The sequence below is a fragment of the Pseudoduganella sp. HUAS MS19 genome, assembly GCF_053615455.1.
In genome coordinates, this window is record NZ_CM132133.1 from 2,448,951 (window position 1) to 2,470,517 (window position 21,567).

Consider the following 21,567-nt stretch of genomic DNA (forward strand, 5'->3'; position numbering starts at 1 on the left):
ATGGGCTCCTTCGCTACAGCCTGCCGGTCAGCAGCAGGATGAGCAGAACGACAACGATCAGGCCGGCAATGCCGCTCGGGGCATAGCCCCAGTTGCGGCTGTGCGGCCAGGTTGGCAGGGCGCCGATGACAAGCAGCACCAGGATGATCAGCAAAATGGTGGCCATGGCGACCTCCCGTTAGTAGCGGTACACCCGGCCATCGACCACGCGCACGCGCGTGCCGACCCGCAGGTCGTAGGCGCTGTCCTGGTTGACGGTACGGTAGTCGCCGTTGTCAAGGCGCACGCTGATCTGGTACACATCGCGCGGCATGTTGCGGCTCTCTTCGACACGGTTGCCGATGACGGCGCCGCCGATGGCGCCGGCGGCGGTGGCCGCGGTACGCCCCGAACCGGAGCCGACCTGGCTGCCGGCCAGTGCCCCCAGCAAGCCGCCGGCGACTGCGCCGGCCCCGCTGGTCGCCGGGTCAACGCGCACCACGCGGATCGAGTCCACCGTGCCATACGTCGCAATATCGGCCTGCGAGGAATAATCGGTGGCCTGGGGATAGGATGGATTGCTGGCGCAGCCGGCCGACAGGGCGGCCACCGCCACCATCATCGCTGCAAGGGATACAGAGGGTTTCATGACGTCTCCTCCTGTGGGTGGGATTAGGCGCAGCTTATGGCTGGCTGCGCGTGCTCGTCTGTGCGATTCCGCACAATGTTCGCCAGCGAACAGAAAACCGGGCTTGTTAGCTGGACACTAGTGCCCGGAACACCCACCACACATAGGAGAAGCGTCATGAAATTCACTCAGAAATTCGCTGCTGCCGTGTTCATCGCAACCACCCTCGGCCTGGCTGGCTGCGCCTCGACCCCCACCAAGGAAAGCGCCGGCGAATATATCGACGACGCCGCCCTGACCACCAAGGTCAAGGCCAGCATCTTCAACGAGCCAACGCTGAAGTCGACTGAAATCAATGTCGAAACCTTCAAAGGCACCGTGCAGCTGAGCGGCTTCGTGGCCCAGCCTGCCGATATCACCAAGGCGGGCGAAGTCGCACGCGGCGTGAAAGGTGTCAAAGAAGTCAAGAACGACATCCGCGTCAAATAAACGCGGGTGGCATGGCCGATGCGCCTGGCGCAGACCATCCTTGCCACCGTCGCCTTCCTGTACGCCTTGCAGTGGGGCCGGGGTTTCCTCGTGCCCCTGCTGCTTGGCATCCTGCTGGCCTACACGCTCAATCCGCTGGTGGCCTGGCTGGAACGCGTGCGCGTACGGCGTGCGCTTGGCACCACGCTCATCACTTGCGCCGTCCTGGTCGGCGGCGCGGTGACGGCGGAGCAGGTGCACGTCGAATTTTCCAACATCATCGAAGAACTGCCCGAGGCCGGCCGCAAGCTGTCGCGCCTGGTCGCTTCCGCTACCGGCGGCAAGGACAGCACGCTCAAGCGCATCCAGGATGTCGCCACCCAGATCGAACAAGCCACCGCCGGCAAGCCTGCCGGCGCGCCGCGCAAGTCGGTGGCCGTGGTGACGCAGGAGGGGGGGCGCATCAAGGTCATCGACTGGGTCTGGGCCGGTTCGCGCGGCCTGCTGTCGTTTCTGAGCCAGGCCACCATGGTGGTATTCCTGGTGTTTTTCCTGCTGCTGTCGGGCGACACCTTCAAGCGCAAGCTGGTCAAGCTGGCCGGGCCTTCGCTCACGCGCAAGAAGGTCACGCTGCAGATCCTCGACGAGATCAACAGCTCGATCCAGGGCTATATGTTCATGCTGCTGGTGACCAATGTGCTGCTGGCGCTGCTGATGTGGCTGGCCTTGCACTTCATCGGCCTGGAGAACGCCGGCGCCTGGGCCATCGTGGCCGGCCTGCTGCACCTGATGCCGTATTTCGGTCCCTTGCTGATCGTGTGCGCCCTGAGCGTCGCCTCCTACCTGCAATCGGAATCGCTGCAAATGGTGGCGCTGGTGGCGCTGGCCTCGATTGCCATCGCGACCCTGGTCGGCACCGTCATCGCTACCTGGATGACCGGCCGCATCGCCCGCATGAATGCCGCCGCCGTCTTTGTCAGCCTGCTGTTCTGGGGCTGGTTGTGGGGCGTATGGGGCTTGCTGCTGGGCGTGCCGGTGGTGGTGATCGTCAAGGTCGTGGCCGAGAAGGTCGAAGGCATGGAAGTGGTCGCGGAATTGCTTGGCGAATGATTTCAATACTTGTGCCGCAGGCTGCCAAGCTGGATGGCGTACTGGCGCGCGAACTCGGCGCCGAGGAAGAACACCTGGGCCGAGTAGTAGACCCACAGCAGCACCGCGATCAGGGAGCCGGCCGCGCCGAAGCTGTCGGTCACGCCGCTGTTGCCGATGTAGGCGCCGATGCCGTATTTGCCAAGCGTAAACAGGGCAGCCGTGCCGAGGGCGCCGATCACCACGTCGCGCCAGGACAGTTTGACGCGCGGCAGCATCTTGTAGATGACACCGAACAGGGCGGAAATCACGCAGAAGCTGATCACCTGGTTGAGGATGGTCAGCAGCAGCGCGGCATCTTGCCAGTAGGCGCCCATTTTTTTCTCGACGAAGGCGAGGGCGGCGCTGACCGCCAGCGACACCAGCAGCAAAAAGCCCAGCACCAGCACCATGCCGAAGGATAGCAAGCGGGTGCGCACCGTATCCCAGAGGCCGCTGCTGGCCGAGGGCGGCAACTGCCAGATCTCGTCCAGGCTGCCTTTCAACTCGGTGAAGACGCTGGTGGCGCCAAACAGCAGCAGGGCGCCGGCAATGGCGGTGGCGATCAAGCCTTGCCGTTCGTTGGCGGCGCCGGACAGGATCAACTGGATGGCTTCCGCGCCGGCGCTGCCGACCAGTCCGCGCAACTGGAAGAACAATTCGCCCTGCGCCGCTTCCTTGCCGTAAAAAAGGCCGGCGATGGCGATCACTAGCACCAGGATGGGCGCCAGCGAGAACAGGGTGTAGAAGGCGAGCGCCGCCCCCTTGCTGCTGGCGCGGTGCTCCAGCCATTCGGTCACGGCGCACCAGCCAACGGCAGGCAGCTTCCTGGCGATGTGGGGAAAACGTCTCCAGCTCATGCGACACACCTTACGCCGCCGGCGGCAGGCTGACCGTGCGCCGGAGCACAAAAAAGGGGCCCGAAGGCCCCTTGGCATACTGCGCCGGCAGTGCTTACTTCACGCGGCGTTCCGCAGTCACGTTATCGATTTCAACGCGGCGGTTTGGCTCGAGGCACTTGATCAGGTCGGCGCGCTTCATCTTCTTGTTGTTGCACTGGACCAGAGGCTGGGACTTGCCCTTGCCTTGCGCGGTCAGGCGCGAACCGTCCACACCCTTGCCCACCAGGTAAGCCTTGACGGCTTCTGCGCGGCGCTCGGACAGTTTCTGGTTGTACTTGTCGGAACCCAGGCGGTCGGTGTGGCCGGTGATGACCACGTTGTTGACCGATTTGTCTTCGTTGAGCAGCTTGGCCATGTCGTCCAGCTTAGGCTGGTCCGCTGCCAGATTGGCGCTGTCGAAGCCGAACAGTTCCTGGGCCGACATGGTCACTTTTTCGAACTTCGGCGCTGGTGGCGGAGGGGCCACTGGCGCTACCACCGGTGCCGGGGTTGGCTCAGGCGCCACCACTGGCGCAACCGGTGCCGGGGCCGGGGCTGGCTGCGGAGCTGCGCCCAGCAGGTAGTTCAGCGAGAACATCAGGTACTTGTTGTTCGATTTCGAGTTGTTGAACTCGTTGCCGCGGATGAAGCCGTGCACATTGCGCAGGTCAGCTTGCAGGAACAGGCGCTCGGTGATGTTGGCCTGCAGGCCCAGGCCGACCGACACGAACGGCGAATTGCGCTTTGGCTCGGCCAGGCTGTTGGCCGCGGTGAACACGTCGCGTTCCACGCCGGCGCCTACCAGCAGGAAAGGACGTACGGATTTACGGGTGAACATGTACAGACCGTCCACGCCCAGGGTTTTCTGGCCGTAGCGGGCGCCGTTTTCCTTGGCACCGGCTTCGGTGGCGTTGAACTGCAGGTCCCACTTGTCGTTCAGCGCGCGACCCAGCTTCAGGCCGAAAGCGGCGTCGTACTTGTCGATGCCCCAGTCGGTGTCCGGACGGACCACGCCGGCGCCGGCGCCGAGGTACCAGTTTTGGTTGAGCAGGGTGTCCTGCGCCGAAGCGGCGAACGAAGCCGACAACATCGCAGCGGCGATGGCGATATTCTTAATCTTATTCACTAGAAAACTCCCGTTGTTTGAGTAGCAAAGTCGCAAAAAAAAGTTGCGCGACTTCCCTTTCCCAGCGGTGATGCATTGCTGTGGGTTCAGTTTAGGCGGTGTTACCCGCCAGTATCAGTGCGTTAGCGCACATTTTGCTTTGAAGTGTAGCAAGTATGTAGCATTTATGCAACATATAGCTTCATTCACTATTGAATTTTTCTTCAAGCCGCCACCTAAACGGGTATAGGTGGCGGTTGGTTGACTTACTGTCTATTTGTTTTCAGGTTCTGCCGGCGCCGGCGGCGGGGTTTGCGGCTGCACGATGACGGTGTCGCCGGCCTTGCCCGGCTCGCCTTGCGGGCCCGGCGCGCCCGGTTCACCTTGCGGTCCCGGCGGCCCCGGTACGACGGCAGGGGGCGGCGCCGGTTCTACCGTCGGCGGCGGATTGTTGGTGACGGTCTTTTCGCAGGCGGTCAGGCCCACCAGGGCCAGGGCTGCGAGCAGGACTGGATATTTCATGGTCGTTCCTCTCTGGTTGGTTGATGCCGGCTCCAGCATAGGCCGCTGCCGGGTTGGCCCTCTGTTCGGGAACACACACAGGAAATGCCGGTCCAAAGCAGCTGACGCAACTGAAATTGGCAAATAGCCAATGTTTGTGCGATTGTATGTTCGTTGCCGCACAGACCGATGAGTCGCAGGCAGGGCACTCTGGAGCCTGCGAATCCACCCTGGCATCTACAAGGAGTGTTCAAATGCACGCAATCAGAGAATCGTCCCATGGCCTCGAAATCGAAGCTACCGCAGAGCTGCCGGCACCGTTGCCGGCTGTGCCGTCCCGTCCACGCCTGGCGCTTGTCGAGCGTCCCGGCCCCGTGACGGAGCGCAAAGCCCTGTCGCTGGCCCCGATCGAGCGCGTCCGATCCACCTCGGCGACCCTGCGCCGCATCGAAAATATGCAGAAACTGGTGGCGGAATTACAAAACCACGAAATGCTGGCTGACGAAATCGCCTGGTTCCTGAAATTTTCGCCTTCGGGCGCCCGCAAATATATCCGCGACCTGCGCGAAGCCGGCGTGATCGAACTGGCTCGCTATATAGAAGGCACTGCAACCTACCTGGGCAAGGCGGTCTACCAGCTGACCCCGGACGCAGAACGGGTGCAAGCTTTCCTGGCCGCCATCGCCCAGCCCAAGCGCGAAGGCGCGCCGCCGCGCAAGGAGCGCCCCAGCCTGCGTGAGCAGAGCATGGCCGGCAATGGCCGTCACTTCCATATCCTGGCAGATGACACCCATTATGCAATCCGCGTCAACCGCGGCCCGGTCCAGCGCGACCCCCTGGTGGCAGCCCTGTTCGGCGCCCCCGGCTCCATGCAAAAGGCTCTGCCTTAAGGCCAGAACGGTGATAAGCTTCCATTAATGGCATGTTGAAATGCCATTAAGCAGCCCCATCTGTGGCGGAACGAGTTCTGTTATGGACGGCATCATGGACGCTTTGGTTTTGCTTATCTTGACGGCGCTGGGCATCGCGGCGCCGGTCGTGTATCCGCGCTGGAGTTTGCGGCGGGCGCTGTCCCGGCCGCTGGCAGCGGCCGAGCAGGCGGTGCTCGAACGCAGCATTCCCTTCTATCGCCAGCTGGCGCCCGATGCGCAGCGCCAGTTGCAGCGCATGGTGGTGCAATTCCTGCACCAGAAAAAATTCGTCGGCTGCGCCGGCCTCGAGGTGACGGATGCGATGCGCATCACCATCGCCGCCCAGGCTTGCCTGCTGCTGCTGAACAAGTCGAGCAAGGTGTACCGCGCCTTGCATACCATCCTGCTCTATCCGGGCGCCTTTGTCGCCCAGCGCGACGAGATGGGGGCGGGCGGCGTGATCACCGCTGCGCGCCAGCAGATGCTGGGCGAATCGTGGAGCGATGGCCGCATCGTGCTGTCGTGGGACGATGTCGAGCGCGCCACGCTGGACTGGCAGGGCGGCAACAACGTCGTGCTGCACGAATTTGCCCACCAGCTCGACAGCGAATCGGGCAGCACCAATGGTGCTCCTTATCTCGGCAGCCCGGACAGCTACCGCAGCTGGTCCGAAGTGCTGTCGCGCGATTACGCCAACTTGCGCCATGAAGCCTGGCTGGGCCGGCACGATAGCGTGCTGGACCATTACGGCGCCACCAGCCCGGCCGAATTCTTTGCCGTGGCGACGGAAACCTTCTTCACGCGGCCATGGCAGCTGGCCGCGCGCCATGCAGCCTTGTATGGCGAACTGCAAAAATATTACCGGGTCGATCCGCGCGACTGGCTGGCGGCACCGCCGCCGCCCGTGCCGGAGCCGGACTTCCCGCCCATGCCAATGCCCGTGCGAGCCTTCGCCTGGGCCGACTGGTAAGGAGAGCCCCGGGGCGCCATGGAATTCGAAGACTTCGATTTCATCACCAGCGAAGCGCCGGCCCGCGCCAGCGAACCGGCCGATCCGCTGCAGCGCCTGAAATACCTGGTCGACAATACCCCGGCCATCATCTACAGCACCGTGCCCAGCGGCGACTTCAAGATGACCTTTGTCAGCGCCAATGCCCTGAACGTGCTGGGCTACCGGCCGGAAGAGATGGTGGCCGACCCCAACTTCTGGTTCGACCATATCCATCCCGACGACGCGCCCAACATCTTTTCCAGCCTGGCGCAAATCTTTAGCGAAGGCGAGCGCGCCTACGAATACCGTTTCCGTACCGCCGACGGCCGCTACCTGTGGATGCATGACCAGCTGCGCCTGATCCGCGACGAGCAGGGCGCGCCGCTGGAAGTGATCGGTTCACTGACCGACATTACCGACCGCAAGCAGATGGAAGATACCCTGCTGCAGGCGCAGAACATGGCCTCGATCGGCCAGCTGGCGGCGGGCGTGGCGCACGAAATCAACAACCCGGTGGGCTTTGTCACCTCCAACATCGGCACCCTGAAAAGCTATGCCGAGACCCTGTTCGAACTGGTCGAGCACAGCGCCACGGCGGAGCAGCGCAGCCAGGCCGACTTCGACTTCATGAAGGAAGACACGGCGGCCTTGCTGCGCGAATCGATGGATGGCCTGCGCCGCGTGCGCGACATCGTGCAGGCGCTGAAGGATTTCTCCGAGGGCGGCGACAGCCAATGGCAGCAAACCGACCTGCATGAGAGCCTGGAGAGCACGCTGCAGGCGCTGGCCAATGAATTGCGCTTCAAGGCCAAGGTGGACAGGCATTACGGCAAGCTGCCCCTGGTGCGCGGCCTGCCGGGCCAGTTGCACCAGGTGTTCCGCAACATCTTGCTAAATGCGGTCCAGGCCATTCCCGGCCAGGGCATCATCCGTATCGTCACCAGCGCCGACCGCGAAGCCGTGCATGTGCGCATCCAGGACAACGGCGTTGGCATCGCGCCGGAAAACCTGGGCCGCATCTTCGATCCCTTCTTTACCACCAAGCCGGTGGGCAGCGGCACCGGGCTGGGACTCTACCTGGCCTACGGCATCGTCAACAAGCACGGCGGCCGCATCAACGTCATTTCCGAGCCCGGCAAGGGTTCGGCCTTCACCGTGGTCCTGCCACTGCGCCCCGCTGAACCCAGATAGGCAGGCGGTGGCCGCTCTTTTTCTCGAAATCCTGCAATTGCTGGATCATGCGCTCGTTGAGCACATGGTCCGAGGCGAGCAGCATCAGGCCGTCGCGGCTGACCACGTCGCGCGAGAGCACCATGCCCGGCACCAGTTCGCCCGACAGCAGTTCGACGTCGGTGCTTTCGGCCGCGCCGCGGATGCCGCCGTCGACCACCTGGCGGAACGCCTGCACCACCTGCGGGTCGTAACGCTTGCCGCTGCCGTCCATCACCAGTGACTTGGCTTCTTCCGGCTTCAGGTGGCGCTGCACCAGGGCGCCTTGCTGCAGGTTGTAGTAGTCGATCGCCAGGGTCAGGATGCGCGAGCCGATCGGGATGGCAAAGCCGGCCAGCCGGTCCGGATAGCCCTGGCCGTCGAAGCGCTCCATCTGGTGGCGCACGATGGCGGCAACGCCGGCCATGTCGGTCAGCGGCATCAGCAGCTGCGCGCCCGATACCGGGTGCTTGCGGAACAGGGCCAGGTCGGCGCCTTGCAGCATGGTCATCGGGGTGCGCAGCATGTCGTCGGAAAAGCCGATGCGGCCCAGGTCGTGCAGCAGGGCGGCGATGAAAATATCCTGCACCTCATTCATGTCGAGCTTGAGCTGGGTCGCCATCTTGCGCGCCAGGTCGGCCACCTGGCGCGTCTGGCCGGTCTGGCCCGTGCCGCGCGCTTCGGCTATGCTGGACAGGATCTTGATGGTGGTCAGGAAATTGGCCTTGAGCTGGCGCGTGCGCTCTTCGACTTTCTGTTCCAGGCCGGCGTTGAGTGACTTCAGTTCCTCGTTCTGCTTCAAGGTCAGCGCTTCCAGGCGCTGCTTTTCCAGTTCGAGCTGGTGCCGCTCCAGCGCGTGGCGCACGATCAGCAGGATGTCGTTGTCATCCCAGGGCTTGGTGATGTAGCGGTAGATCTCGCCGCAATTGATGGCGTCCTGGATCGACTGCACGTCGGAGTAGCCGGTCAGCAGCAGGCGCACGGTATTGGGCCAGCGTTCGCGCACCTGGGCCAGGAAGCGGGCGCCGTCCATTTCCGGCATGCGCATGTCGGAGATCACCAGGTCGACCGGCTGCTGTTCCAGCAGCTCCAGTCCCTGCGCGCCGCTGATGGCCGTCAGCACCTCGTAGCCTTTGCCGCGGAACAGGCGGCGCAGCGATGAGAGGATGTTCGGCTCGTCGTCGACACACAGGATGGTCATCATGAGGTGGCTTCCTTCTGCTCGTTGGGAGGACGCTTCTTGGGGAGGGTGACACGGAAGGTGGTGCCCTGGCCCAGCACCGAATCAACCTCGATCCGGCCATGGTGCTTTTGCACGATGCCGTAGGACAGGGACAGTCCCAGGCCGGTGCCCTTGCCCACTTCCTTGGTAGTGAAGAAGGGATCGAAGATGCGGCTCAGGTTTTCCGGCGCGATGCCGCTGCCGTTGTCCGAGACACTGAACCAGACATTGTCGCCGTCGCAGCCGGTGCGGATCTCGATCCGGCCGCGCATGGAGCCGATGGCGTGGGCGGCGTTGACCAGCAGGTTCATCACCACCTGGTTGATTTGCAGCGGCAGGCATTCGATGTCGGGGATCTCGGCATACTCGCGCACCACGTCGGCCTTGTATTTGATCTCGTTGCTGACGATGTTGAGGGTGGAATCGATGCCCTGGCGCAGGTCGGCCCATACCCATTCCTGCTGGTTGTCGATGCGCGAGAAGTCCTTCAGGTCCTGCACGATGTGGCGCACGCGCACGATGCCTTCCTTCGATTCCTGCATCAGGGTCGGGATGTCGGTGCGCAGGAAGCCCAGCTCGACCTGGTCGCGCATGGCGCGCAGGCGCGCCGCCACCGCCGGATCGACAATTGCCGCCTCGGCTTCCTGGTAGGCGTCGAGCATGGAGAACAGGCTGTCCAGGTAGCTTTGCAGGGTGCCGAAATTGGAAAAGATATAGCCGATCGGGTTGTTGATTTCGTGCGCCACGCCGGCCGCCAGCTGGCCGATCGATGCCAGCTTGTCGGACTGCACCAGTTGCTGCTGCGTGCGGCTCAAGGTTTCGTTCAGTTCGGTCAGCTCGATATTGCGCCGCCGCAGTTCCTCTTCGGCGCTCTGGCGCTGGCGGATGTCTTCCGCCAGTTGGGCCGTGCGCTGGCGCACGGTCTGTTCGAGATTGTCGTGGGCGCGGCGCAGGGCGTTTTCCGCCACCCGCCGCTCGGTCACATCGCGCAGGCTCTGGATGGCGCCCACCAGCTTGCCGTCGTGCCCGCGCAGCGGCGCTGCCGTCGATTGCAGCCAGTGGCCGGCGGCGCCCAGGTTGGGGAAGAAGTCTTCCTCCTCATAGGCGCCATCGATCAGGGAAGAGGGCTTGTACTTGTCGCGGAAATTGCGGTCCGTGGCGGGATCGATGTTATCGACGATCAGGTCCGCCAGCAGGGGGCGCGGCCGGGTGTAGAACGCTTGCCAGTGCTGGCGGGTGCCGACCATTTCATGCGTGCCCCAACCCAGCAGGTGTTCGCAGGCCTTGTTCCAGTGGGTGATGACATGGTCGGTGTCGATGACAAAGGTCGCAACGGGGTGACCGTCCAGCAATTCGGACAGGGCGTGCTCGACAGACCTTTCGACGTGGAAGCTACTCATGTCAAAGTGGCATCTGGTGTGGACGAACTGATTATACGGCGGGAAAGAGAAAAGGTGCGCGTGCGATAGCTAACAGTCATGCCGGCGCGCCTTAGGCACCCTAGGGCTTTTGAGGAGAAAACCATGAGCACCATCATTGCAGGACATTTCCAGCTGCAGGAAACCGCGCTCGATGTATGCGAAGCGTTCAAGGCGGCCGGCTTTGAGCCCGGCCGCGTCACCAGCTTTTTCAACAATCCGCCCGGGCAGCATAATGTGATCCCGACCGGCGGCGACCGCGCCGAGTCGCCGGGGGCCAAGCAGACGCCCGGGGCGGTGGCCAAGGGCGAGGTGACCGGCGCGGCCATCGGCGCAGCCGCCGGGGCAGCCACCATACCGCTGACCGGACCGCTCGGCCCGGTGCTGGGCGGCCTGGTCGGCGCCCACGTGGGCTCGCTGTACAGTTTTTCCGAGTTGAAAGAAAAAGATGAGTCGGGTCCGCCGCCGCGCCATTCGGGCATGATGGTCGCCGTGGCGGTGGCGGATGGCGAGGAAGCGCGCGCCATCGCGCTGATGCGCCAGCAGGGCGCCGAAAAGATCGAGCGCGCCCAGGGCATTATCGAAGATGGCGACTGGAGAGATTTCAATCCCTTGTCAGTCCCGCAATATGTCTGAACGCCCTGTTGCGGAATGCAAACGCCCCCTGTGCGAAAAGTAATTTTCGGTATGATAGTTGCTACAATAAAAGCAGCGAACTAGACGTGGATCATGACCACGGCGTGCCGTCCAGTACATCATCTGCCACAAGAGCTATCGCTTTGTTCTGAGGGGGAGAGGGCCAATGACACAGGCATGGGTAGTACTTTCGCGGCCCGACCGCCGCGATATTTCGGCGCCCACCGAAGCCCAACTGGTGGCGGCACTGTCGGATGTGTACGGCGGCAAGATTCACGGCCCCGACGGCATTCCCGGCAGCGCCACCCTCAAGTTCGGCTACGACGATGGCCTGATGTACCAAGTGGAAGTCGGCCAGGATGGCGCCGTGCGCTACGAGGAATGGTCGGACCGCGATTGCGAGATCGCGCTTGCCACGCCGCGGCATATGAGCTGCAAGCAGGAAGACGCGCTGCAGATCTGGAAATGGCTGGCGCTGCGCCAGGTGGCCAAGATCCGCAGCCAAGCCTGGCTGGCCGACGACTGATGCCGTTCAGTGCGACATCAGCAGCGGCAGCGTCATCGCATCGAGCACACTGCGCGTAACGCCGCCCAGCAGTGTTTCGCGGAAGCGCGAGTGGCCGTACGCCCCCATCACCAGTAAATCGCAATCGCGCTCGGCAGCCAGGGCCAGCAATTGGTCGCCCACATTGCCGGGACGCTTCAGGATGCCCTGGCGCTCGCTTTGCCCCAGCACCAGTTGCGCCACCACGCCATGCCGTTCCAGCCAGGCCAGTACGTCGCTGCCGGCCGGTTCGCCGAATACGCCGGGGCGGGCATCGGCATCGTAGATCGCCACGGTCACGCTGTCGGCGCGGCGCAGCAGCGGCAAGGCATCCTGCAGGGCGCGGCCGGCCTCGCGGCTGGCATTCCAGCCCACCAGGATGTGGCGCGCCGGCGCCGGGCCGCCGGGGCTGGCCACGCCATCGCTGCTGACGGCGATCGCGGACGAGGTGCGGGCGGCAAAGGGCATGACCAGGACCGGCTTGCCGCTGCCGGCCAGCACGTCGGCCGGCACGTCGGGACCGCGCCCGTTGGGGGAGAGCTGGCCGACAATCACCAGGTCGGCATGGCGCGCCATCAGGCTCAGGCCGGCCGCCGGTTCATCGTCGAGAATGCGCTGCTCGAACGATTGCACGCCCAGTGCCTGCAGGCGCGGCGCAAATTCCGCCAGCGCATGGCCGGCGCGTTCGCGCAGGATGTCGAGGTGGCGCGCCAGGTTGGGATCGTTGTCGTCCACCGTTTCATTCTGGTACAGGAAGCGCGAAATGCCGGTGGTGGCCACACCGATCACGTGGGCGCCTTCCTGCAGCGCCAATTCACCGGCCAGCAGGATGCGCGCTGCGCTATGCGGCGCTTCATCGACATGCACCAGGATAGTTTTATAAGCCATGGCTTTGCCTCAGCGCAGGGCCGCTGTCGCTTTCTCCAGCCGCGTCTGGCACGCGATGCAAAGCGGCGCTTCGGGCCGCGCATTCAGGCGCGAGAAGGGGATTTCATTGCCGCAGTTGTCGCACAAGCCGTAGCTGCCCTCATCGATCTTGGCCAGGGCATGGCGGATACTGCTGAGCTGGGCCTGTTTGTGCTCGTCCGCCTCCAATTCCAGCTGGTTCAGGGTGCGGTTGCTGGCGCTGTCGGCCGGCGAGGTTTCGATTTCCTCGACCGCCGGAACGCGCGCCAGCTCGCCGTCCATGCGGCCGGCAAGCTGCTGCAAGAGTGCTAGCTTGCGTTGCTCCAGCGCGGCTTGCAATGATGCAAGCTGATCCGGCGACAGGCCCATGGCGGTCTCCACGAATTCATTGTTCGGAAGACCATTGTATGCCTGCTGCGTTATTTACGCACTCTCGCGTGCATGGCGTGCGGCCAGCTGCTTTTTCAGGCTTTCCAGCGGTGCTGCCAGATGTTCCGGGCGCGCCGCCGCAATCGCTGCCGCCACCGCCAGCAGGTCGGCGCTGATGCCGGCCAGCTCCTTGACGCGGTCGATGCGGCCGATGGTGGCGCGCGCTTCAGCGGCCAGGCGCAGCATCTCGGGCAGTGTGACGCCCATGCCTTCCAGCGAATGGCTGGCAGCATCGACGTACAGGCTGTTGGCTTGCTGGCGCAGCGCCACCTCGTTTTCGAACAGGGCCTGGGCCGCGCCGTGCGTCAGCGGCGCGGCGCCGCCTTGGCCATTGCTGCCCTCCAGCCGCTGTTGCTGGCGGATGCCGCGCATGATGCGTTCATGCAGTTCGTCGGCGCTGGCGGACAGGCTGTCGGCCAGCGTTTCCAGGTCGTGCGGCAGGGCGGCGGTCAGGCTCATGGCTGGACTCCTTGGGCGGTGGCGAAGGGGATGGCGGGCGGTGCGGCGCTGGCGGCATCGGCTGCCGGCAGCGGGTCGAGGCCGCGGTACAAGGCTGCATGGCGTTCGCGCATGGTATCGACGTTCTGCGCCGCCAGCGTATGGCGCAGGCCCAGCAGGCGGTACTCGCGCAGTTTTTCCTGCCGGTGCGAGCGCGCCAGCGCGGCCAGCAGGCGGTCGCGCGGCGCATCGGCATAGGGAATTTCAATCTCCAGCATGCCGAGCACGATGCGCTGCTCGTTATCGTGATGCTTATTGAAATAGCGCAGCAGGGTGGCCATCGCGTCCAGCGTGCCCTGCAATGGCTCATAGCCTTCGCGCAGCATGGCTTGCACGGCCTGCTCCTGTTCGCGTGCGGTGGCGGCGCGCAGCAAGACGCGCACCAGGCCGGCGTAGGCATTGACGTGGCGGTCGGTCAGGCCGGTGTCGGGCCAGGCCTTGATGCTCCCGGCCATCTGCTTGACCTGGTCGCCGTAATTGAAGGTGTCGCCGCCGGCCAGGGCGCCCAGTGCGCGCAGGTAGGTGGTGGCGGCGCTGTGCAGGGCGGTGAAATCGGGCTGGGCATCGCGGCGCTTGCGGTCGACCGCTTCTTCGCGCTGCATTGCCGCGTTGCTGAGGTAGGGCTGCTGGCGCTGGTAGGTATCGCGGAAGCGCTGGCTGAGCTCGTTGAAACCGGCCAGCTTGGGGGCGTCGTCGGCAAGGGCGCGCACTTCCTGCAGGCGCGGATGGCTGGCGCAGGCAGCCAGTAGCAGGCACGACAGAATGCACAGGTAGCGTTTCATGATGGGTCTCCTCGGGCGGCAGAGACCATCTTGCGCCTCGGCGCAGGCGGCGCGTTTGCGCCAGCGCAAAGGTCAGGCGCGCAGGTAGGGAGCGAGCCAGGCCAGGCTCGCTTCGGTGCGGGCGCTGGGCAGGTATTCGCAGCCGATCCAGCCCTGGTAGCCGAGCGCGTCGAGCAGACGGAACAGGAAAGGGTAGTTGATCTCGCCGGTACCCGGTTCGTGGCGGCCCGGCGTGTCGGCCAGCTGCATGTGGCCGATTTGCGGCAGGCAGGCGCGGATGGTGTTGGCCAGCTCGCCTTCCATGCGCTGCATGTGGTAAATGTCGTACTGCAGGAACAGGTTGGGGCGGGCGGCATCGGACAGGATGTCGAGCGCCTGCCGGCTATGGTGCAGGAAGTAGCCCGGAATGTCGAAATGGTTGATCGGCTCGATCAGCACGTCAATGCCGTGCGCCGCAAACTGGTCGGCGGCAAACTGCAAGGCGCGGACATACGCATCGCGCGCACGTTCCGGCGCCAGGCCGCCGGGCAGGATGCCGGCCATGCAGTGCACGCGCGGCGTCCCCAGTTCCCTGGCGTATTCCAGCGCGAGGCCGACGCTATCCTGGAATTCCTCGAAGCGGCGCGGATCGCAAGCCATGCCGCGCTCACCGGCCTGCCAGTCGCCCGGCGGCAGGTTGTGCAGGACCAGCTGCAGCTGGTGGCGCTGCAAGCGTTCCTTGATGTCATCGGAATCGAAGGCGTAGGGGAACAGGAATTCCACGCCCTGGAAGCCGGCCGCGTGCGCCAGCCCGAAGCGCTCGATGAACGGCGCTTCGGTAAACAGCATGGACAGGTTAGCGGCAAATTGAGGCATGCCGCAAATTATAAATGTCCACCTTGGGGTCAGGAACGGAAGCGGACATTTTTTCCAGAAATGTCCACTTTGGTTCCTGACCCCGAAGTGGACATTTAGCGTGGCGGGCGGTTGCGCGGGGCGTTGGCTGGGCGGGAGCCGCTTGGGCTGCCGCCCGGGCGGGCGTCGCGGCGGATGCCGGCCGGGGCGGCGCCGCGCGGCGCACCGCTGTTGCCGTTGGCTGCCACGCGCGGCTTGCCCTGGCCGTTCTGGCTGCGGCTGCCGCTGCCATTGCCATTGCTGCCGGCGCCACCCTGGCGTGGCGGGCGGTTCTGGTGGCGGCCAACGCCGCTGCGCAGCTGGATCGGCTGCGCCTTGGCGTTCGGATCCGGCTCGAAACCGGCGATCACTTCGCGCGGCAGCGTCTGCTTGATCAGGCGTTCGATATCGCGCAGCATGCCGTGTTCGTCAACGCACACCAGCGACACCGCTTCGCCCTTGGCGCCGGCGCGGCCGGTACGGCCGATGCGGTGCACATAGTCTTCCGGGACGTTCGGCAAGTCGTAGTTGACCACGTGCGGCAGCTGGTCGATGTCGATGCCGCGCGCGGCGATATCGGTGGCCACCAGGCATTGCAGGGTGCCATCCTTGAACTCGGCCAGGGCGCGGGTACGCGCGGTCTGGCTCTTGTTGCCGTGGATTGCCATGGCTTTCACGCCGTCGCGGCCCAGTTGCTCAACCAGCTTGTTGGCGCCGTGCTTGGTACGGGTGAAAACCAGCACCTGGGTCCAGGCGTGGGTACGGATCAGGTGCGACAGCATCGGGTGCTTCTTGTCGCGGTCGACCGGATGGATCTTCTGCGAAATGATTTCCACCGTCGAATTGCGGCGTGCCACTTCGATGGTCTTCGGGTTGTCCAGCAGGCCGTCGGCCAGTGCCTTGATCTCGTCGGAGAAGGTGGCCGAGAACAGCAGGTTCTGGCGCTTCGGCGGCAGCGCGGCCAACACTTTGCGGATGTCGCGGATGAAGCCCATGTCCAGCATGCGGTCGGCTTCGTCGAGGATCAGGATTTCGATCTGGTCGAGGTTGACGGTGCCCTGGCCCATATGGTCCAGCAGGCGGCCCGGGGTGGCGACCAGGATGTCGACGCCGTGCTTGAGCAGCTTGATCTGCGGGTTGATGCTGACGCCGCCAAAGATCACGGCCGAATTCAGCTTGGTGTATTTGCCGTAGGTCTTGACGCTTTCCTCCACCTGGGCCGCCAGTTCGCGGGTCGGGGTCAGGATCAGGGCGCGGATCGGGCGCGGCGAAGTCGTGTTCGCGAGCTTGCTGCCGAAGGCGTCGGTGGACAGGCGATGCAGCACGGGCAGCGTGAAGCCGGCGGTCTTGCCGGTGCCGGTCTGGGCGCCGGCAAGCAGGTCGCCGCCATTCAGCACGGCGGGAATCGCCTGGCTCTGGATCGGGGTAGGGGCTGTATAGCCGGTTTCGGCTACCGCACGCACGATGGCATCAGACAAGCCGAGATCGGAGAAAGACATAGTGTGATTATTATATAAATTATGTGGAAATTATTGCCATACGGAAACGTCGGCCCTGTGCGGAGTATAACAGTAAGTCAGAATCGTTGACGCACGGCAATAACAAAAGAGGCCCCGCAGGGCCTCATTGTGTGGCGATTTTGGGCTGATCGTTATGCAAACTCTGCCAGCAGGCCAACCATCTGGCCGAACACTTTTGGCGAGGCTGCAATGATGTGGCCGGTGTTCATATAGTTCGATTCGCCGTTGAACTCGCCAGCAATGCCGCCGGCTTCGGTGACCAGCAGGGCGCCGGCCGCGATGTCCCAGGGCTTCAGGTTCTTTTCGTAGTAGCCATCCAGGCGGCCGCAAGCGACATAGGCCAGGTCCAGGGCGGCGGAGCCGGCACGGCGGATGCCATGCGAGCGCTCGGCCATGATGGTGAACATCTTGGCGAATTCAGCGATGGCAGCCGGGCTGCCTGGCTTATAGCCGGAGGCGAGCAGGGCGCCGCTGATGCGGTCGAGCTTGTTGACGCGGATGCGCTTTTCATTGAGGTAGGCGCCGGCGCCCTTGGTGGCGGTAAACAGGTCGTTGTGCACCGGGTCGTAGACCACGGCCTGGGTCACCACGCCTTTTTGCTGCAGGGCGATGGAGATGCAGTACTGGGGGAAGCCGTGCATGAAGTTGGTGGTGCCGTCCAGTGGATCGATGATCCACACGTATTCGCTCTCGTCATTGACGGTGCCGGTGATGCCGGATTCCTCGGCGAAGATGGCATGCTCGGGGTAGGCTTTCAGCAGCACTTCGATGATTGCCTGTTCGGCGGCCTGGTCAACATCAGTGACGAAGTCATTGTGTTGTTTTTCAGTTACGTTCACGCGATCCAGGTCGAAGGATGCGCGGTTGATCACAGCGGCGCCACGGCGCGCGGCCTTGATGGCCGTATTCAGCATTGGGTGCATACTAGCTTCCGTAAAATAGACATTGCCGCCCACGGAAGCGCTTCGCGCATCCGGCAGCGGAAATGATGACAAGATTGAAAAAGAGCGGCGCGTTGTGCGGGCAAGGTAAAATGCGGCCCAACGCAGAATCCCGCTATTGTAAATGAAGCAGACCGAAACCGCATCCTCCGCCTTCCACCGCCTGCGCGTCGTCCTGGTGGAAACCAGCCGTCCGGGCAATATCGGGTCGGTGGCGCGCGCCATGAAAACCATGGGTTTCTCCGACCTGGTGCTGGTCAATCCGCGCTTTGAAGGGGCTTGCGGGCATGAGGAAGCGGTGGCCTTTGCCTCCGGTGCGCAGGACATCCTGTCCGCGGCGCGGGTGGTGGGCAGCATGGCGCAAGCGCTGGAAGGCATCAACTTCACGGCAGCCGTGTCGGCGCGGCTGCGCGAGTTTTCGCCGCCGGTGGTGACGCCGCGCGAATTCGCCGGACAACTGGCGGCCGGTCCCGAGCTGCGCGCGGCCCTGATCTTTGGCAATGAGCGCTTCGGCCTGCCGAATGAGATTGTCGAACCATGCAATGTGCTGGTGAATATTCCGGCCAATGACGATTATTCGTCCCTGAACCTGGCGCAAGCGGCCCAGGTGCTGGTGTATGAATGCCGCATGGCGGCGCTCGATGGGCAGCGGGCGGCCAGCCCGGTCGGTTTCCACGGCGAGGCAGCCAGCGCGGCCCAGATCGAAGGCATGTACCAGCACCTGGAGCAGGCGCTGGTGGAGGTCGGTTTCCTTGATGCGAACAACCCGCGCAAGCTGATGCCGCGCCTGAAGCGCATGTTCGCCCGCGCGCGGCTGGAAACGGAAGAAGTGAACATCCTGCGCGGCATTGCGCGCCAGATGCAGGCCCGCAGCCGCAAGGATTAGAGTCCTTTCTCTAGCCGGGGCGCGGCGGCGTCCTTAGAATCCCCCTATAACTATTAAGAGGGGACTTGATGCAACGCAGAACATTCTTGAAGGCTGGGCTGCTGGGCGGCCTGGCGCTGGTTGCGGGCGGCGCCGTGTACCGGCACCTCCGCCCGGCCGTGGCGCAGCGTTTCGCGCTCGACGCCCAGGGCCGCGCCATGCTGGCCGTGCTGATACCGGCCATTGCCGGAGTCGCGCCCGATGCGCCCGCGCTGGCCGCGGCCATCGATCGCGTGGCAGCGGCCATCAACGGCCTGCCGCTGCGGGTGCAAAAGGAGATCAGCGACCTGTTTGGCTTGCTCAATATGGCGCCGACGCGCCGCCTGCTGGCCGGCGTGCCGGCCTGGCCGGAAGCGACGCCGGAACAGCTTGCGGCCTTCCTGCAAAGCTGGCGCACCCACCGCACGGAAATGCTGCAAACGGCTTACCACGGCTTGCACGACCTGGTGATCGGCGGCTGGTATGCCGAGCCATCGACCTGGGCCGCCATCGGCTATGCGGGTCCGATGAAGGAGCTGAGCGCATGAGCAGCCCGATCCCGGATCCGATCCAGGCCGGCATCGCGGCCGGCTGGCAAGTCATCGACGCTTCCGCGCTGCAGCAGGACCGCAGCTTCGACGCCGACGTGGTCATTGTCGGCACCGGCGCCGGCGGCGGCGTCACGGCGGAAATCCTGGCGCAGGCCGGCCTGAAAGTACTGATGGTGGAAGAGGGCGCGCTGAAATCCTCGAAGGATTTCAAGATGCGCGAGGCCGAGGCCTATCCTTCGCTGTATCAGGACTCCGCCGCCCGCAAGACCGCGGACAAGGCGATCAATATCCTGCAGGGCCGCACCGTGGGCGGGACCACGGTGGTGAACTGGACGTCCAGCTTCCGCACGCCGGCCGACACGCTGGGCTGGTGGCAGTCGAAGTACGGCCTGCGCGATTACGGCGTGGAAGACATGGCGCCGTGGTTCCGCAAGATGGAGGAACGCCTGCACATCAACGACTGGCCGACCCCGCCCAACGCCAACAACGACCTGCTGCGTACCGGCGCCGAAAAGCTGGGCATCACGACCGCCCTGATCCGGCGCAACGTCAACGGCTGCTGGAACCTGGGCTACTGCGGCATGGGTTGCCCGACCAATGCCAAGCAGTCGATGCTGGTGACGACCATTCCGGCCGCGCTGGAGAAGGGCGCCGTACTGCTGACGCGGGCCCGTGCCGAGCGTTTCACGCTCGCGGGCGGCCAGGCCACGGCGCTGGAATGCGTGGCGCTGACCGCCGACGGCATGGAGCCGACCGGCCGCCGCCTCACCCTGAAGGCGCGTCACTTCGTGGTGGCCGGCGGTGCGATCAATTCGCCGGCGCTGTTGCTGCGTTCCGGCGCCCCCGATCCGCAGCAGCTGCTTGGCCAGCGCACTTTCCTGCATCCGGTAGTGATTTCGATGGGACTGTACCCGCAGGCGGTGGAAGCGTTCAACGGCGCGCCGCAGACCGTGTATTCCGACCATTTCCTGCATACCCAGGCGGTCGATGGCCCGATGGGCTACAAGCTGGAAGTCGCCCCGCTGCATCCGCTACTGGGCGCCACGACACTGTCGGCATTCGGTGCCGCGCACGCCAACCTGATGCGGCGTTTCGCCCATGTGCAAGGCATGCTGGCGCTGCTGCGCGACGGTTTCCACCCCGATTCGACCGGCGGCCGCGTCACCTTGCGCAGCGACGGCTCGCCGCAGCTGGATTATCCGTTGACGCCGTACTTCTGGGACGGTGCCCGCCGGGCCTTGCTGGCGATGGCGGAAATCCAGTTCGCCGCCGGCGCCGATGGCGTGAGCCCGGTGCATGAACTGGTGGCGCAGCCGTACAGAAGTTGGGATGAAGCGCGCCAGGCCATCGCCGCGCTGCCGATGCAAAAGCTGCTGACAAGGGTGGTTTCCGCCCACGTCATGGGCGGCTGCGCGATGACGGGCGATGCCGCCACGGGCGTGGTGGCGCCGGACGGCCTGTATCGCGGCATCGGCAACCTGTCGGTCCACGACGGTTCGCTGTTCCCGACCTCGCTCGGCGCCAACCCCCAGTTGTCGATTTATGGCATCACGGCCCGCCTGGCGAGCGGGCTGGCGGAACGCCTGGCGCGAAGGGCCTGAGCAATGGTCAAACGCATGCTGCTGATGATCATGGCCACGCAAGTGGCCGTCGCGATCGGCATCGCATGGGCGCTGTCGCGCGTGGTGCCGGCCGACGTGGCGCTGCTGCTGGCGGTAATCGTTGTACTGCTGGTACGCCTGGCGATCACGGCCAATAATTTCCGCATGACGCTGCGGCCCTTGCCGGAAGACGCACAGCTCGGGCCGCTGCAACGCGCGCAGCTATTCTTCCACGAGTATGCGTCCACCATGGCGGTCACCTCCTGGCATATGCTGCGCCATCAGCCGCGCATGCATATTGCAAGGGCGCCGCGCGGCCTGCCGGTACTGCTGGTGCACGGCTATGGCGCCAACGGCGGCTTCTGGGTGCATCTTGCCGCGCAGCTGGAGCAGCGCGGCTACAGCCATGCGACCGTCGACCTGGAGCCGGTGTTCGGCGATATCGAGGATTTCGCCGTGCAATTGGAGCAGGGCGTGCAGGCGCTGCTGGCCGCCAGCGGCAGCGACAAGCTGATCATCGTGGCGCACAGCATGGGCGGCCTGGTGGCGCGCGCCTGGCTGCGCCGCTTTGGTGCGGACCGTGTGGCGCGCATCATCACGCTGGCCACCCCGCATCACGGCACCGACCTGGCGCATATGGGGCCGGGCCACAACGCGCGCCAGATGCGGCGCGATGCCGAATGGCTGGCGCAGCTCGACGCCGCCGACCGCCGCCAGCGCGGGCTGTTTACTTCCATCTACTCCTGGCACGACAACATCATCGCGCCGCAGGATTCCTGCCACCTGCCCGGCGCCCGCAATATCGCCTTGCGCGGCATCGGCCATGTCGGCATGGGGCGGCATCCCGCTATCGCAAGCCACATTCTTGCGGAGATTATGGGGATCACTTAGACTGTCTTGAGGCCAAGCAAGAAACGCTGCAATTTTTGATCCGAGTAGGT

25 protein-coding genes are annotated in these 21,567 nt (G+C 64.5%); 11 read left to right on the plus strand and 14 right to left on the minus strand.

Annotated features, from left to right (window positions below; translation table 11 throughout):
* Positions 1–13: 13 nt before the first annotated feature.
* Together ACWBU6_RS11225 and ACWBU6_RS11230 are read right to left on the minus strand one after the other, a co-directional pair.
* Entirely contained in the window at positions 14–166 is a 153-nt protein-coding gene (locus tag ACWBU6_RS11225) for a DUF3309 domain-containing protein (RefSeq protein ID WP_452648868.1), read from the minus strand.
* 12 nt (positions 167–178) lie between these two features.
* Positions 179–628: a glycine zipper 2TM domain-containing protein gene (locus ACWBU6_RS11230; protein WP_452648869.1), complete on the minus strand. Its 450-nt coding sequence runs from the start codon at positions 626–628 to the stop codon at positions 179–181.
* A gap of 156 nt (positions 629–784) precedes the next feature.
* Here ACWBU6_RS11230 and ACWBU6_RS11235 point away from each other — a divergent pair, with 156 nt between their 5' ends.
* Positions 785–1,096: a BON domain-containing protein gene (locus ACWBU6_RS11235; protein ID WP_452648870.1), complete on the plus strand. Its 312-nt coding sequence runs from the start codon at positions 785–787 to the stop codon at positions 1,094–1,096.
* A gap of 18 nt (positions 1,097–1,114) precedes the next feature.
* Positions 1,115–2,185 (plus strand): AI-2E family transporter, encoded by a 1,071-nt coding sequence (locus ACWBU6_RS11240; RefSeq protein WP_452649554.1) that lies wholly within the window; start codon positions 1,115–1,117, stop codon positions 2,183–2,185.
* Positions 2,186–2,187: 2 nt separating this feature from the next.
* Here ACWBU6_RS11240 and ACWBU6_RS11245 read toward each other — a convergent pair whose 3' ends face one another.
* From ACWBU6_RS11245 to ACWBU6_RS11255, 3 genes are all read right to left on the minus strand, one after another.
* Positions 2,188–3,063, minus strand: coding sequence for a YihY/virulence factor BrkB family protein (locus tag ACWBU6_RS11245; RefSeq protein WP_452648871.1), 876 nt, complete (start codon positions 3,061–3,063; stop codon positions 2,188–2,190).
* A gap of 94 nt (positions 3,064–3,157) precedes the next feature.
* Entirely contained in the window at positions 3,158–4,210 is a 1,053-nt protein-coding gene (locus tag ACWBU6_RS11250) for an OmpA family protein (protein WP_452648872.1), read from the minus strand.
* A 252-nt stretch (positions 4,211–4,462) separates the two neighbouring features.
* The gene (locus ACWBU6_RS11255; RefSeq protein ID WP_452648873.1) at positions 4,463–4,711 is read right to left on the minus strand and encodes a hypothetical protein; all 249 of its coding nucleotides are present in this window, start codon (positions 4,709–4,711) and stop codon (positions 4,463–4,465) included.
* Between the two features lie 233 nt (positions 4,712–4,944).
* Here ACWBU6_RS11255 and ACWBU6_RS11260 point away from each other — a divergent pair, with 233 nt between their 5' ends.
* From ACWBU6_RS11260 to ACWBU6_RS11270, 3 genes are all read left to right on the plus strand, one after another.
* Complete coding sequence (locus ACWBU6_RS11260) at positions 4,945–5,580, plus strand: winged helix-turn-helix domain-containing protein (RefSeq protein WP_452648874.1); 636 nt, start codon at positions 4,945–4,947, stop codon at positions 5,578–5,580.
* 94 nt (positions 5,581–5,674) lie between these two features.
* Positions 5,675–6,571 carry a M90 family metallopeptidase gene (locus ACWBU6_RS11265; RefSeq protein WP_452648875.1) on the plus strand — a complete coding sequence of 299 codons (897 nt, stop codon included), beginning with the start codon at positions 5,675–5,677 and terminating at the stop codon, positions 6,569–6,571.
* An 18-nt stretch (positions 6,572–6,589) separates the two neighbouring features.
* Positions 6,590–7,783: an ATP-binding protein gene (locus ACWBU6_RS11270; protein WP_452648876.1), complete on the plus strand. Its 1,194-nt coding sequence runs from the start codon at positions 6,590–6,592 to the stop codon at positions 7,781–7,783.
* On the opposite strand, the gene ACWBU6_RS11275 is transcribed toward ACWBU6_RS11270, so the two are convergent.
* Entirely contained in the window at positions 7,743–9,005 is a 1,263-nt protein-coding gene (locus ACWBU6_RS11275; RefSeq protein WP_452648877.1) for an HD domain-containing phosphohydrolase, read from the minus strand. The genes ACWBU6_RS11270 and ACWBU6_RS11275 overlap by 41 nt on opposite strands.
* A complete protein-coding gene (locus ACWBU6_RS11280) occupies positions 9,002–10,423 on the minus strand; it encodes an ATP-binding protein (RefSeq protein ID WP_452648878.1) in 1,422 nt (473 codons plus the stop codon). Before ACWBU6_RS11280 ends, ACWBU6_RS11275 begins: the two co-directional genes overlap by 4 nt.
* 123 nt (positions 10,424–10,546) lie before the next feature.
* Between ACWBU6_RS11280 and ACWBU6_RS11285 the strand changes: the two genes are divergently transcribed.
* A complete protein-coding gene (locus ACWBU6_RS11285) occupies positions 10,547–11,077 on the plus strand; it encodes a hypothetical protein (RefSeq protein WP_452648879.1) in 531 nt (176 codons plus the stop codon).
* A gap of 166 nt (positions 11,078–11,243) precedes the next feature.
* Positions 11,244–11,603 carry a hypothetical protein gene (locus ACWBU6_RS11290; RefSeq protein WP_452648880.1) on the plus strand — a complete coding sequence of 120 codons (360 nt, stop codon included), beginning with the start codon at positions 11,244–11,246 and terminating at the stop codon, positions 11,601–11,603.
* Positions 11,604–11,609: 6 nt separating this feature from the next.
* On the opposite strand, the gene ACWBU6_RS11295 is transcribed toward ACWBU6_RS11290, so the two are convergent.
* The 7 genes from ACWBU6_RS11295 to ACWBU6_RS11325 all read right to left on the minus strand — a co-directional run bounded on the left by ACWBU6_RS11295 (position 11,610) and on the right by ACWBU6_RS11325 (position 17,543).
* Positions 11,610–12,509, minus strand: coding sequence for a universal stress protein (locus ACWBU6_RS11295; RefSeq protein ID WP_452648881.1), 900 nt, complete (start codon positions 12,507–12,509; stop codon positions 11,610–11,612).
* Positions 12,510–12,518: 9 nt separating this feature from the next.
* Positions 12,519–12,896: a TraR/DksA family transcriptional regulator gene (locus tag ACWBU6_RS11300; protein WP_055934865.1), complete on the minus strand. Its 378-nt coding sequence runs from the start codon at positions 12,894–12,896 to the stop codon at positions 12,519–12,521.
* 54 nt (positions 12,897–12,950) lie between these two features.
* A complete protein-coding gene (locus tag ACWBU6_RS11305; RefSeq protein ID WP_452648882.1) occupies positions 12,951–13,415 on the minus strand; it encodes a hypothetical protein in 465 nt (154 codons plus the stop codon).
* On the minus strand, positions 13,412–14,236 hold the full coding sequence (locus ACWBU6_RS11310) for a hypothetical protein (protein WP_452648883.1): 825 nt from the start codon (positions 14,234–14,236) through the stop codon (positions 13,412–13,414). The genes ACWBU6_RS11305 and ACWBU6_RS11310 overlap by 4 nt, the downstream gene beginning before the upstream one ends.
* Before the next feature lie 72 nt (positions 14,237–14,308).
* Positions 14,309–15,091 (minus strand): 2-oxo-tetronate isomerase, encoded by a 783-nt coding sequence (gene otnI / locus ACWBU6_RS11315; protein WP_452648884.1) that lies wholly within the window; start codon positions 15,089–15,091, stop codon positions 14,309–14,311.
* Between the two features lie 95 nt (positions 15,092–15,186).
* Positions 15,187–16,608, minus strand: coding sequence for a DEAD/DEAH box helicase (locus ACWBU6_RS11320; RefSeq protein ID WP_452648885.1), 1,422 nt, complete (start codon positions 16,606–16,608; stop codon positions 15,187–15,189).
* A 152-nt stretch (positions 16,609–16,760) separates the two neighbouring features.
* Positions 16,761–17,543, minus strand: coding sequence for an inositol monophosphatase family protein (locus ACWBU6_RS11325; protein ID WP_452649555.1), 783 nt, complete (start codon positions 17,541–17,543; stop codon positions 16,761–16,763).
* Positions 17,544–17,694: 151 nt separating this feature from the next.
* On the opposite strand from ACWBU6_RS11325, the gene ACWBU6_RS11330 reads away from it, so the two are divergent.
* The 4 genes from ACWBU6_RS11330 to ACWBU6_RS11345 all read left to right on the plus strand — a co-directional run bounded on the left by ACWBU6_RS11330 (position 17,695) and on the right by ACWBU6_RS11345 (position 21,517).
* Positions 17,695–18,456 carry an RNA methyltransferase gene (locus ACWBU6_RS11330; RefSeq protein ID WP_452648886.1) on the plus strand — a complete coding sequence of 254 codons (762 nt, stop codon included), beginning with the start codon at positions 17,695–17,697 and terminating at the stop codon, positions 18,454–18,456.
* A gap of 68 nt (positions 18,457–18,524) precedes the next feature.
* Positions 18,525–19,022: a hypothetical protein gene (locus ACWBU6_RS11335; protein WP_452648887.1), complete on the plus strand. Its 498-nt coding sequence runs from the start codon at positions 18,525–18,527 to the stop codon at positions 19,020–19,022.
* The gene (locus tag ACWBU6_RS11340; protein WP_452648888.1) at positions 19,019–20,626 is read left to right on the plus strand and encodes a GMC family oxidoreductase N-terminal domain-containing protein; all 1,608 of its coding nucleotides are present in this window, start codon (positions 19,019–19,021) and stop codon (positions 20,624–20,626) included. The genes ACWBU6_RS11335 and ACWBU6_RS11340 overlap by 4 nt, the downstream gene beginning before the upstream one ends.
* Before the next feature lie 3 nt (positions 20,627–20,629).
* Positions 20,630–21,517 (plus strand): esterase/lipase family protein, encoded by an 888-nt coding sequence (locus ACWBU6_RS11345; RefSeq protein WP_452648889.1) that lies wholly within the window; start codon positions 20,630–20,632, stop codon positions 21,515–21,517.
* The last annotated feature ends 50 nt before the right edge of the window (positions 21,518–21,567 follow it).

What these genes read in the sequence shown, in the direction of transcription:
- ACWBU6_RS11280 (WP_452648878.1), bottom strand. Translation starts at nt 10,423, where the DNA reads ATGAGTAGCTTCCACGTCGAAAGGTCTGTCGAGCACGCCCTGTCCGAA.
- ACWBU6_RS11285 (WP_452648879.1), top strand. Translation starts at nt 10,547, where the DNA reads ATGAGCACCATCATTGCAGGACATTTCCAGCTGCAGGAAACCGCGCTC.
- ACWBU6_RS11305 (WP_452648882.1), bottom strand. Translation starts at nt 13,415, where the DNA reads ATGAGCCTGACCGCCGCCCTGCCGCACGACCTGGAAACGCTGGCCGAC.
- ACWBU6_RS11245 (WP_452648871.1), bottom strand. Translation starts at nt 3,063, where the DNA reads ATGAGCTGGAGACGTTTTCCCCACATCGCCAGGAAGCTGCCTGCCGTT.
- ACWBU6_RS11240 (WP_452649554.1), top strand. Translation starts at nt 1,115, where the DNA reads ATGCGCCTGGCGCAGACCATCCTTGCCACCGTCGCCTTCCTGTACGCC.
- ACWBU6_RS11260 (WP_452648874.1), top strand. Translation starts at nt 4,945, where the DNA reads ATGCACGCAATCAGAGAATCGTCCCATGGCCTCGAAATCGAAGCTACC.
- ACWBU6_RS11275 (WP_452648877.1), bottom strand. Translation starts at nt 9,005, where the DNA reads ATGATGACCATCCTGTGTGTCGACGACGAGCCGAACATCCTCTCATCG.
- otnI (WP_452648884.1), bottom strand. Translation starts at nt 15,091, where the DNA reads ATGCCTCAATTTGCCGCTAACCTGTCCATGCTGTTTACCGAAGCGCCG.
- ACWBU6_RS11300 (WP_055934865.1), bottom strand. Translation starts at nt 12,896, where the DNA reads ATGGGCCTGTCGCCGGATCAGCTTGCATCATTGCAAGCCGCGCTGGAG.
- ACWBU6_RS11235 (WP_452648870.1), top strand. Translation starts at nt 785, where the DNA reads ATGAAATTCACTCAGAAATTCGCTGCTGCCGTGTTCATCGCAACCACC.
- ACWBU6_RS11345 (WP_452648889.1), top strand. Translation starts at nt 20,630, where the DNA reads ATGGTCAAACGCATGCTGCTGATGATCATGGCCACGCAAGTGGCCGTC.
- ACWBU6_RS11265 (WP_452648875.1), top strand. Translation starts at nt 5,675, where the DNA reads ATGGACGCTTTGGTTTTGCTTATCTTGACGGCGCTGGGCATCGCGGCG.
- ACWBU6_RS11335 (WP_452648887.1), top strand. Translation starts at nt 18,525, where the DNA reads ATGCAACGCAGAACATTCTTGAAGGCTGGGCTGCTGGGCGGCCTGGCG.
- ACWBU6_RS11320 (WP_452648885.1), bottom strand. Translation starts at nt 16,608, where the DNA reads ATGTCTTTCTCCGATCTCGGCTTGTCTGATGCCATCGTGCGTGCGGTA.
- ACWBU6_RS11230 (WP_452648869.1), bottom strand. Translation starts at nt 628, where the DNA reads ATGAAACCCTCTGTATCCCTTGCAGCGATGATGGTGGCGGTGGCCGCC.
- ACWBU6_RS11330 (WP_452648886.1), top strand. Translation starts at nt 17,695, where the DNA reads ATGAAGCAGACCGAAACCGCATCCTCCGCCTTCCACCGCCTGCGCGTC.
- ACWBU6_RS11310 (WP_452648883.1), bottom strand. Translation starts at nt 14,236, where the DNA reads ATGAAACGCTACCTGTGCATTCTGTCGTGCCTGCTACTGGCTGCCTGC.
- ACWBU6_RS11340 (WP_452648888.1), top strand. Translation starts at nt 19,019, where the DNA reads ATGAGCAGCCCGATCCCGGATCCGATCCAGGCCGGCATCGCGGCCGGC.
- ACWBU6_RS11290 (WP_452648880.1), top strand. Translation starts at nt 11,244, where the DNA reads ATGACACAGGCATGGGTAGTACTTTCGCGGCCCGACCGCCGCGATATT.
- ACWBU6_RS11295 (WP_452648881.1), bottom strand. Translation starts at nt 12,509, where the DNA reads ATGGCTTATAAAACTATCCTGGTGCATGTCGATGAAGCGCCGCATAGC.
- ACWBU6_RS11325 (WP_452649555.1), bottom strand. Translation starts at nt 17,543, where the DNA reads ATGCTGAATACGGCCATCAAGGCCGCGCGCCGTGGCGCCGCTGTGATC.
- ACWBU6_RS11255 (WP_452648873.1), bottom strand. Translation starts at nt 4,711, where the DNA reads ATGAAATATCCAGTCCTGCTCGCAGCCCTGGCCCTGGTGGGCCTGACC.
- ACWBU6_RS11270 (WP_452648876.1), top strand. Translation starts at nt 6,590, where the DNA reads ATGGAATTCGAAGACTTCGATTTCATCACCAGCGAAGCGCCGGCCCGC.
- ACWBU6_RS11225 (WP_452648868.1), bottom strand. Translation starts at nt 166, where the DNA reads ATGGCCACCATTTTGCTGATCATCCTGGTGCTGCTTGTCATCGGCGCC.